At 48.0% G+C, this 10,842-nt stretch carries 6 protein-coding genes; 2 read left to right on the forward strand and 4 right to left on the reverse strand.

Translation table 11 applies throughout. The features are described 5' to 3' along the window. The first annotated feature begins 71 nt into the window (after window positions 1-71). Window positions 72-1,724 (forward strand): solute:sodium symporter family transporter, encoded by a 1,653-nt coding sequence (locus tag CLV82_RS05395; RefSeq protein WP_133643257.1) that lies wholly within the window; start codon window positions 72-74, stop codon window positions 1,722-1,724. 36 nt (window positions 1,725-1,760) lie between these two features. Here the strand turns inward: CLV82_RS05395 and xylA are convergent, their stop codons facing one another. From xylA to CLV82_RS05415, 4 genes are all read right to left on the reverse strand, one after another. Next, window positions 1,761-3,086, reverse strand: coding sequence for a xylose isomerase (gene xylA, locus CLV82_RS05400; RefSeq protein ID WP_133643258.1), 1,326 nt, complete (start codon window positions 3,084-3,086; stop codon window positions 1,761-1,763). Window positions 3,087-3,089: 3 nt separating this feature from the next. Further along, entirely contained in the window at window positions 3,090-4,580 is a 1,491-nt protein-coding gene (locus CLV82_RS05405; RefSeq protein WP_133643259.1) for a xylulokinase, read from the reverse strand. 127 nt (window positions 4,581-4,707) lie between these two features. Then, entirely contained in the window at window positions 4,708-6,333 is a 1,626-nt protein-coding gene (locus tag CLV82_RS05410) for a RagB/SusD family nutrient uptake outer membrane protein (RefSeq protein ID WP_243744146.1), read from the reverse strand. Between the two features lie 19 nt (window positions 6,334-6,352). Continuing rightward, window positions 6,353-9,448: a SusC/RagA family TonB-linked outer membrane protein gene (locus CLV82_RS05415; protein WP_133643261.1), complete on the reverse strand. Its 3,096-nt coding sequence runs from the start codon at window positions 9,446-9,448 to the stop codon at window positions 6,353-6,355. Between the two features lie 350 nt (window positions 9,449-9,798). Between CLV82_RS05415 and CLV82_RS05420 the strand changes: the two genes are divergently transcribed. Beyond that, complete coding sequence (locus CLV82_RS05420) at window positions 9,799-10,827, forward strand: LacI family DNA-binding transcriptional regulator (protein ID WP_133643262.1); 1,029 nt, start codon at window positions 9,799-9,801, stop codon at window positions 10,825-10,827. The last annotated feature ends 15 nt before the right edge of the window (window positions 10,828-10,842 follow it).

Below are 10,842 nucleotides of genomic sequence, written 5' to 3' on the forward strand. Positions count from 1 at the left end.
TAGGCGGTTACAAGGTATAGTTTGCAAAGAAACTAATATATTTAGCCTTCAAACAAACCAAACTCAGCGTTATGATCGGGATTATATCGTTTATAGGCTTCACCTTGCTGGTGGCCATCATTGCTTATTATGCCACAAGAAAAACCGATGAAAGTTCCTCCGATGGGTATTTTCTTGGGGGAAGAAGCCTTACTGCCGGTGTTATCGCGGGGTCCCTGCTGCTGACCAACCTATCTACGGAGCAGATCGTGGGTCTTAACGGGAATGCTTATTCTGAAGGGATACTGGTAATGGCATGGGAAACCCTGGCGGCCATTGCGATCGTAATTACCGCAGTATTTCTCTTACCAAGGTATCTTAAAAGCGGGTTAACCACCGTTCCCCAGTTTCTCAGGGACAGGTATGATGTCAGTACCAAGACTTTGACCTCAGCACTTTTCCTGACCGGGTACGTAGTGGTATTACTCCCCATAATCCTGTATTCAGGTTCCCTGGCGATCAGTACCATGTTTGATGTGCCGACCCTTCTCGGGGTTTCCAGTAAAACTGCACTGGTCATCTGTGTATGGGGAATCGGAATTATAGGTATGATCTACGCTGTATTCGGCGGACTCAAGGCCGTTGCGGTCTCTGATAGTATCAATGCGATCGGCTTACTGATCGGTGGATTACTGATACCGATCTTCGGGCTGGTTGCTATCGGTGATGGTAATTTATTCCAGGGTCTGGATGTCTTGTATGACAGTAACCCGGAAAAATTCGATTCAATTGGGGGTCCTACTGCATCAGTTCCTTTTGCCACAATCTTTACCGGGATGATGCTGGTGCAACTTTTCTACTGGGGAACCAACCAGCAGATCATTCAACGGGCGCTGGGCGCAAAGAACCTGAAAGAGGGACAGAAGGGATTACTGCTGGCAGCATTTATCAAGGTTTTAGGACCGATCATTGTTGTTCTGCCCGGGATCATTGCCTGGCACATGTTCGAAGGACAATTGCCCAAGGCAGACCAGGCCTACCCGGCCCTGGTAAACGCGGTGCTGCCAACCTACCTGGTCGGTTTCTTCGCGGCGGTTTTGTTTGGTGCTATTCTCAGTTCATTTAACAGTGTGCTTAACAGTTCTGTCACCCTGTTTGGAATTGATATTTACAAACAACATATCAACCAGGATGCCACGGAGAGCACGGTGGTGAAATACGGGAAGATCTTCGGGATCATCCTTGCCTTTGCAGCCATGTTCATCGCGCCCTTAATAGCCAATGCGGAAAGTCTTTTTGAATACCTGCAGGAAGTTAACGGGATCTACAGTATCCCGATCCTCACCATTATCGTGGTCGGGTATCTTACTAAAAGAGTGCCCGCTATTGCGGCTAAAATTGGTATCCTTTCAGGTTCCCTGTTGTATATTCTCAGCCAGTTCTTCTTAAAGCCTTACTTTATAGATAACGCCATGGCCGAAGCCAAGGCGGCAGGAATTACTGATGCTGCGGAACTCGCTCAGGTAGAAGCAGCAGCCTATCCACATTTTCTCCACGTGATGGCTATCCTGTTTGTACTGAACGTAGCACTGATGTTGATTATAGGTAAGATATGGCCGAGGAAAGATGATTACACCCAGGAGTATACCAAGCAGGTGGATATTCAGCCCTACCGGCATGTAAAAGCCGTAGGATTGGGTATCGTTATATTGGTTGTAGGTATTTATATTTATTTCGCCAACTAACAGCTTTTTAAACCCGCCTCCCGGCGGGTTTTTTTATCAGATATACCGGTTGATCAGGTTCTCAAACAGTTCCTGCCGTCCGCTGGTCATTGGAATCTCGCCGTTTCCTGCTGCAATCTCGTAGAGGGAACCCAGGTTCAATTTGCCGGTTTCAAAATGTTTGCCATCCCCTGAGTCAAAAGAACGATAACGCTCTTGCCTGAGACTGATATATTCTGAAGACTCCAGGATCCTGGCAGCAGTAATCAGTGCCCTTGCAAAAATATCAACTCCGCCGATGTGGGCATGGAAAAGATCTTCAGGGTCGGTAGAATTCCGACGGAGTTTGGCATCAAAGTTTATTCCCCCTCCCTTTAAGCCCCCTGCCTGCAGGAAAACCAACATCAGCTGGGTGAGCTCGTAAATATTATTCGGGAACTGATCGGTGTCCCAACCATTCTGGTAATCGCCGCGGTTGGCATCGATGCTGCCCAACAGGCCGTGCATGGCTGCCACCTCCATTTCGTGTTGCATGCTGTGGTTTGCCAGGGTTGCATGGTTAACCTCCAGGTTCAATTTAAAGTCGTCCAGGAGGTCATAGTGTTCCAGGAAACCGACCACGGTTGCCGCATCAAAGTCGTACTGGTGCTTCATGGGTTCCATGGGTTTTGGTTCGATAAAGAAATTGCCCTTGAAACCCTGTCCCCGTGCATAATTCCTGGCCATTCCCAGGAAGCGGCCGAGATGATCCAGTTCTCTTTTCATGTCGGTATTTAAAAGGGACATATAGCCTTCACGCCCGCCCCAGAAGACATAATTTTCTCCGCCGAGCGCCATGGTAGTGTCCAGTGCCAGTTTTACCTGGGCTCCCGCCCTCGCAACTATCCTGAAATCCGGGTTGGTAGCTGCACCATTCATATAACGAGGATGAGAAAACAGGTTGGCTGTCCCCCACAATACTTTGATCCCTGTGTCTTTTTGCTTCTGTTGAATGTATTCAGTGACCTGCTGCAGTAGTTTTTCAGATCCTGCAAGGGTGTCGGCTTCCCGGACAAGATCAAAATCATGGAAGCAGAAATAATCCAGGCCCATTTTTGTAATAAATTCGAATGCGGCATCGGCTTTGGCTTTAGCGGCGTCTATGGGGTCTGCCGGGGCATCCCAGGGATGCGTGATCGTGCCCGGACCAAAAGGATCGGCTCCGGTACCGCAGAAGCTGTGCCAGTAGGCCACTGCGAACCTGAGGTGTTCTCTCATCGTTTTACCACCAACCACCTTATCCGCCTCGTAGTAGCGGTAAGCAAAAGGACTGTCGGAATCCGGCCCCTCGTATTTGATCGTCTGTATCCCAGGGAAGTATTCCCCGTTGATGTATTTTTTCATCGTTTAGTCATTTAAATTAAATGCAAGTATTTGAGACCAACGGGCATAAGCTTTCTGTAACATTTCCTCCTGTGAATGATCAGGGACGTAGGTTTTCATCTTCCGCGCTTTAAACCCCTCTTTTCCTAAAGTTTCCAAGCCTTCTTGTTCTACTTTACAGGCCCTGGCTGCCCCTATTGCTCCTGTGGTATCATAAAGTTCTATCTCTTTATCGAGCAGGGTGGACAGAGCGGTCGAGAAAACGGGGGAACGGAAAAGGTTATCGTTGCCCGTTTTCAAAACCCTGGTATCCACGGCTTCTGATTTCAGTAATTTCATCCCATATGCAAAAGCAAAAGCAATACCTTCCAGGGAAGCCCTGCAGAGATGGCGATGGTCGTGCACGTTAAGGTTTATATCGGAGAAAGAAGTGCCGGGAGTACGGTTGTGGAGCATTCGTTCCGCACCGTTGCCGAAGGGTAGGGTGACCAGGCCATCCGAACCGGGTGGCACTTCAGCTGCCCACCCGTTCATCTGGTCGTAGGACTCTGCCTTCAGGAGTTTCCGTAACCAGCGATACTGTATGCCCGTTCCATTAATACAAAGCAATTTGCCAATTCTCGGATATTCATGTTGGTGGTTCACATGGGCAAAACTGTTGATGCCGGAGTTGAGTATAGCTACCGACTTTTCACTGACACCATAAAGGACTCCTGAAGTACCGCCGGTACAGGCGACCTCCCCGGGTTCAAAGACATTCAGGCTCAGCGCATTGTTTGGCTGATCACCGGCCCGGTAGAGAACCGGTGTTCCCGTCGTAAGCCCGGTTTCTTTTGCCGCCTGATTCGTGATCTTACCCTGTACAGAAAATGTCGGAACTATTTCGGGGATATGAGAGGGGTCAAGGCCATAATGATCTAACAGGGTATGGGCGGGAGTGTTATCCCGGAAGTCCCAGGATATGGCTTCTGAGAGACCAGGGATAGTCGTACATAGTACCCCGCTCAACCTGAAAGCAAGATAGTCACCGGGCAACATCCACTTGTACATTTGTTTATAAAGTTCAGCTTGGTTCTCTTTGACCCAGCGGAGTTTGGACAGGGTAAAGTTTCCCGGGCTGTTCAGCAGGTGTTCCGAACAATAGGATTCCCCAAGGCCTTGCAGGGCCTGGTTGCCAATATTTACCGCCCTGCTGTCACACCAGATGATCGCCGGTCTCAGAACTTTTCCATGGTCATCTACCATAACCAGCCCGTGCATCTGGTAGGATATTCCAATGCCGATGATCGTTTCGGGCCGGATTTTATGATCTTTAAGTAATTGCTTTGTGGCAGCACAGGCATGGCGGTACCACAAATCGGGATCCTGTTCTGCCCAGCCAGGTTCGGGAGCTTGAATGGAAAGTTCTTCAGCCGGGTGTTGTACAAGACCGATCTTATTCCCTGTTCTTGCATTGACCAGGCCCGCCTTTATGCTTGAACTGCCTATATCATATCCAATATAATAGTGCTCCACCAATAGTTAATTAGGAAGTATTAAGGTAGCTAAATTCTGAGGAGATCCCAATGGATCACCTTAGGTTAAGGCATAAAAAAACTCCGGGTATTTAGCCCGGAGTTTCATAAACACTTAAAATCAGGTATTAGTAGCCCGGATTCTGAACCAGATTAGGGTTAGAAAGTAAGGCATTAACAGGAATAGGAAACAGGTTCTTGGTTTCATCTCCAACAGCAGTGGCCTCTTTGAATTCCCAGTCCCTGGTATATTGACCGAAACGGATCATATCATTCCTTCTCCAGAATTCATCATAAAGTTCACGACCTCTTTCTTCGAGAAGGTCAGCTTCTGTTACCGATCCCAGTGGAGTAGCGCCCCTGAGGACTCTCAACTCATTTACAAGGGCGGTAGCATCGCCACCACTGGCGCCACGAAGGATAGCTTCAGCTTTCATCAGGTGCGCATCGGCATAACGGAATATGATCAGGTGCGGCGTAAAACCACCATGGCGGGGATTGTACTTGATTACGCGGATACCTGTGTCTTCACCGTTACCAACCAGACCTGGTAAAGATTTAGTGAAGTTAAGGTCACCACCTGGGCGTGTCTTTAATTTAGAGCCATCATAGTTGTATTGTTGCCCTAACAGGAATCCGTAACCAACGTTAGACCCGTCGATAAACCCGTCACCGTTATTATCAACTCCACCGACTACGTTATCATCCACTCCATCATCATTAGTGTCGACAAAGGGAGTTCCGCCCAGGGGTACTCCTCCGCGACGTTCTTCCTGCGCTCCGCCTTCAACATTACTGTCCGATGGGCCTTCGAACATGTCGTAGAATTCGGCAAGAGTAGTAAATCCGTTCCATCCTCCACCGGTTATTTCCGGTGACATGTTGTAATGCAGGGTATTCCAGATACGGTTACCTACTGCAGCAGGTCTCCACCAGATGGTTTCAGAATCTGCAGTTTCCGTAAAGATGTCGAAAAATCCTTCCTGCAGGTCAAAACCGGCACCGTTGATCTCATCAACCAGGGATACTACCTGGTTCATGTCTCCTGTATCAGGAGCGCCCCCGGTATATATGTGTTTGTTAAGAAGTACCTTAGCCAGCATATATTGGGCTGCCGCCTTGCTGGCACGTTTGGTGCCTTCAAGATCGTTGGCATTTACTACGGGCAGCCCTGCGATAGCGTCAGTCAGGTCACTGATGACAAAATCTGCAGCCTCAGCCCTGGTCAGTACCCGGGGACTGATATCCGGACCTTCGTCAACCTCCCTGAAAGGAACCTGGCCGAAGAGGTCCATAACCACCCACATGCTAAAACCCCGGACAAATTTGGCATTTGCCACTTGCTCCGCTGTAGCATTAGATCGCGAGTCGATAACCTCGGACGCACGGAACACGTTCTGATTGAACTGGTTCCAGGTGTTCAGGATGAATTGGTGGGATGGGGACCAGGTGTGCGTGTGCAGCGTTCTCCAGATCCCGTTGTCTCCCCAGTCTGTTCCCCTGGTAGGTACCAGGAGCTCATCAGTGGAAACTTCAGAAAGGGCAAACAGGTTTGCCTGGTCTCCGAACTGGCCATTCATATCATTGTAAAGCTGGTCTACCGCGCTACCCGGGTCATTCACCCCATCAAATCCACCTGTCGATGTTTCCGGGAAGATAGAATCACTTTCCGAAATTTCGAGGTCGGTACATGAGAGGACAAATGCCGAGGACAAGGTCACCAACATAAGCTTCTTTAATTGTTCTCTTTTCATGATCATCAATTTTTTTTGTTTAGAAAGTTGCGTTTAGTCCGAATGTAACCGTTCTAGGCCTTGGGAAGGCAGTGTAATCGATGCCGGCAGTAGGCAGACCATTCAGCAGGTCTCCGGAGCCGGGGTTAACACTTACTTCAGGATCCAAACCGCTGTAATCCGTAATTAAGAACAGGTTCTGTCCTGTTAATGAGAGCCTTAGACTCTGGAACAGTCCATCTCCTGATAGAGGCACATTGTACGCAAGGGTTGCGTTCTGAAGCCTTACAAAATCTCCTTTTTCCAGGAAACGTGTAGAAACTTCTGCCGCAGCATTTCCTCCTTCGCCGCTGGTCAGGACATCATAGGTCACGTTACGGGCGTTATTAATAGCCCCTGCAGTGAAGAAAGCGTTCGCGGTGTTGTTATACACAGAGAATCCGAACTGACCTGCGAGGTAGGCGGAGAAATCCCAGTTTCCTACAGAAACGCTGGTAGAAAAACCTGCGGTTACATCAGGAAGAGCGTCTTCGCCGACGAAAGTCTGTACGTCACCAATGGGCTGACCGTTAGAATCGAACCCTTGGAATTCCCTCAGGTAATAAGAGAAGAGCGGATATCCACCGGCAAGGATCTGTGCAAATGCAAGAGAAAGACCCTGTCCCCGGATTGTTCCGGCAGGAATTTGTCCGCCGAAATCCTGTAACTCGTTATCGTTGTAAGCAATATTGAAGGAAGTATTCCAGGTAGCGTCTACAGACTGGATGATATCATAGCTGATATCAAATTCAACCCCCTGGTTGATCACCACTGCATCCAGGTTCTGGAAGAATCGTGGCTGGGGAGATGGCTGTGCAGCTTCAATGTTCAGTAACAGGTCAGAGGTTTCTTTACGATAGACGTTAATACTACCACTAAGCCTGTCGTTGACAAAACCGTAATCTAAACCAATGTTGTAATCCAGTGTTTCCTCCCACTTAAGGTCGGGGTTAGCAAAGGTTACAGGGGTGAGACCCGGGGCATCAACGTTCCCGTTGTCCTGGATTCCAAACCCGGCGTAACGCTCACGACGGATAAATCCACCGTATCCCAGGCCTTCCTGGTTACCGGTGATACCAGCTCCCAGTCTCAGCTTAAGGGTGCTGAAAGTGTCACCCATAAAATCTTCCTCACTGATCTTCCAGGCAAATGCACCGGATGGGAAGTACCCGTACTGGTTGTTTCCACCAAACCTTGACGAGCCGTCAGCCCTTATGGTAGCGGTGAAAAGGTATTTGTCAGCAATGGTATAATTAACCCTTGCGAAGAACGATTGTAATTCGTCTGTCACGTCAAAAGTATCCGCGGCCAAAGAACGAACTCCCAGAGCACCCGGAGGAGCAATCTGGTCTGATGTCGGGCTTGGGAACAACCTGTTGACGAAAATCTGTGAATTACGGGAATCAAAACCGAATTGCTGGTAAGATCCGTCTATATTATTCCTGATGAGGTCTACGGTCTCTACAAGATCGTCTCCCATAACATTCAGATCTGTGCTTCCGAATCCAAATCCTTCAGAATTGAAACCGTTACGTCCAAACTCCTGGTAGGAATAACCTACAAGGGCATCAATACTGGAATTAGAGAATTCTTTTTTGAAGTTTAAAGTACCTTCTAACAGTTTGTTCTCTACATCTATAACATTATAGGATCCACGACCATTACCGAATACGGTACGGTCCAGGTTACGTGCTTTTGCAGAGGCTACTGCAACTGTTGTACCCTCAGACCTGTCATAACCCGTACTTACTTTCGCAGTTAGTTCCGGAGTCAGCTTGTACTCTGCAGAAAAATTCAACAGGGCACGATCCGTTGTAGTCAGGTTCTGTGTATATCTCAGCATAGTAGCCGGACTTAACTGTCCACCTGAATTAAAATCCGGATTGGTTGGCCATGTCGGGTTAGCCGAGTAAGCAGCCCCCAGGAGGTCACCCCGGAAACCGGCACTACCACTCAAAGGAGCGGCCTGGTCGTTTACACGTGATGCAGTTCCCTGGAAATTCAGGGTCAGGTTGTCGTCAAGGAAACGCTGAACCACGTTCAGCCTCGCGGTGATACGTTCAAGATCAGATTTCTCTATAACACCAAATTGTTTTCCGTATCCGAAAGTGGCACGGACAGACCCGCTGTCATGAGTGTTGGAGTAAGAAAGGTTCTGGTTCTGGGATGCTACCGTACGGGTAACGAAATCCTGCCAGTCTGTATTTGCTCCAAAATTCTGGGCGTTCCTGTCTCCACCGAATTGCTCGACCGCATCGAGGAAATCGTTTCGAGATAAGAGGTTATAACGCTCTGCCGGTTTAGAGATACTAAGGCTGGAATTGAACTCGAAGAGTCCTCCACGGGCTCCCTTACCAGTCTTGGTGGTGATGATGACAACACCGTTCGCACCCCTGGATCCGTAGATCGCTGTAGCAGATGCATCTTTAAGTACACTGATACTCTCAATGTCTGCCGGGTTAAGGAAGTTAAGCGGGTTTCTCGAAGTGGATGTCCCTACCCCGATGTTACCACCTGTTGGCGCGGTATCATCCCCTGCCAACGGCACTCCGTCAACTACGAATAACGGGTTGTTGTTAGAACGAACCGAGTTGGTTCCCCTGATCCTTAATTGAACTCCGGCTCCGGGCTCTCCACTGGTTTGTGTGATCTGAACCCCCGCGGTCTTACCCTGGATCAATTCTTCCGGGGAAGCGATGACCCCTTTGTTAAAGTCTTCCGAGGTTACTGCAGAAACTGCACCGGTCGCATCTTTTACCGTAGTGGTACCATACCCGATGATAACCACTTCATCCAATGCCTGGGCATCTTCTTGTAGGATAACGTCAATGGTTGATCGCCCGTTGACGGGGACCTCCTGTGTACTGTAGCCAATATAGCTCACCACGAGGGTAGCATTGGCATCTACGTTGCTCAAGGTATAATTACCATCGAAGTCTGTTTGTGTCCCCGTAGTGGTACCCTGAACCACAACACTGGCACCTGGTAACGGACCATTGGAGTCCGTAACGGTACCTGACACCTCTTGAGCTTCCATCAATCCGAAGCTTAGCAAGGCCCCGACCAAAAGAAAGCATTTTAGTAGTGTAATCTTCATAAATTGTTGATTTTGAGTTTAGTTAATTCGTTCCTAGAGTTAAACTTATGTAAAAAACCTGTTAAAATGATGAATTCTGTAATATTGCAAAGCACGAAAACGGTTTCGTGTTAATAACTTTTAAAAGTTACCAACCCCGCAAAAATTTTCCTATTTAATTGAGTATATGGTTTTTTTGATGTGTGATTGTTTACGAACTGCTAACAAATATAGTACATTTTTACTTGTCTTAAGAAAACCTTAATTCCCAAATCCACGAGGCATTTGCTTTGATAATGTTAAAATTAGTATTTCTTTTAAGGTTGATTATCATACCTTTCAGCATCACTTTCTAAATACTTCTCGATCCTGTGAAACGAAAAATAACACTCAAACACATCGCCAGGGAATTGGATGTTTCCATTTCTACCGTATCCAAAGCGCTCAAGAACAGCGAAGAGATAAGCCGTGAAACAAAGGAGAAGATCCAGGCATTCGCTAAACTGTATAACTACAAACCCAACAATATTGCGATCAGCCTGAAGAATAAGAGGACCAAGAATATCGGGGTGATCATCCCGGATATTGTCCACCATTTCTTTACCACTGTCTTCCGCGGTATAGAGAAATACGCCAATGATAAGGGGTATAATGTTATTGTCTGCGTTTCCGATGAATCCTTTGATAAAGAGGTGATCAATATGGAAATGCTGGCCAATGGCAGTATAGACGGTTTTATTATGGCATTATCTGCAGAAACCCAGCTGAAGAATGATTATAACCACCTGAAACAGGTCACTGACCAGGGGATTCCCTTAGTACTCTTTGACCGGGTCACCGATGAAGTCAATTGTGACAAGGTGATCATAGATGACCAGGCGGCAGCTCATATGGCGGTCAGTAAGATGATTGCAGATGGCAGGCAGAGAATTGCACTGGTCACGACAGAGGATTATCTCAATGTGAGCAGTAAAAGAGAAGAAGGGTACAGGAAAGCACTCGAAGAACATAACCTCCCTGTCAGGGAAGAACTGATCCTGCGATTACCGTACCAGTACGAAGATGAGAAGCTGAGCGAAGTATTCTTTGCCACCCAGGAAGTTGATGCCGTACTCTGTGTAAACGAGATCTTCGCTGTCAGGACCATCAGGTTTTTAGAAGATAATGATCTCCGGGTTCCGTCGGATGTCTCAGTAATCGGTTTTACCGATGGGATCCTGTCTCGTCTTTCCAATCCCACCCTGAGTTCTGTGGCCCAGCACGGCGAAGAGATGGGAACCATTGCCGCTAAGATGCTGATCGATAAAGTGGAAAGTGACATTGAAGAGGGAGAGGAGGAATACCGTACAGAAGTGGTCGAGGCCACGCTGATCGAGCGGGAATCCACCCGATCATCGTAACCCTTACCCTGTATA

Source organism: Zeaxanthinibacter enoshimensis, from assembly GCF_004362865.1.
GTDB classification, from domain to species: Bacteria; Bacteroidota; Bacteroidia; order Flavobacteriales; family Flavobacteriaceae; genus Zeaxanthinibacter; species Zeaxanthinibacter enoshimensis.

Excerpts from the sequence above, each read along its gene's own strand:
- CLV82_RS05395 (WP_133643257.1), top strand. The coding sequence starts at position 72 with ATGATCGGGATTATATCGTTTATAGGCTTCACCTTGCTGGTGGCCATC.
- xylA (WP_133643258.1), bottom strand. The coding sequence starts at position 3,086 with ATGAAAAAATACATCAACGGGGAATACTTCCCTGGGATACAGACGATC.
- CLV82_RS05410 (WP_243744146.1), bottom strand. The coding sequence starts at position 6,333 with ATGAAAAGAGAACAATTAAAGAAGCTTATGTTGGTGACCTTGTCCTCG.
- CLV82_RS05415 (WP_133643261.1), bottom strand. The coding sequence starts at position 9,448 with ATGAAGATTACACTACTAAAATGCTTTCTTTTGGTCGGGGCCTTGCTA.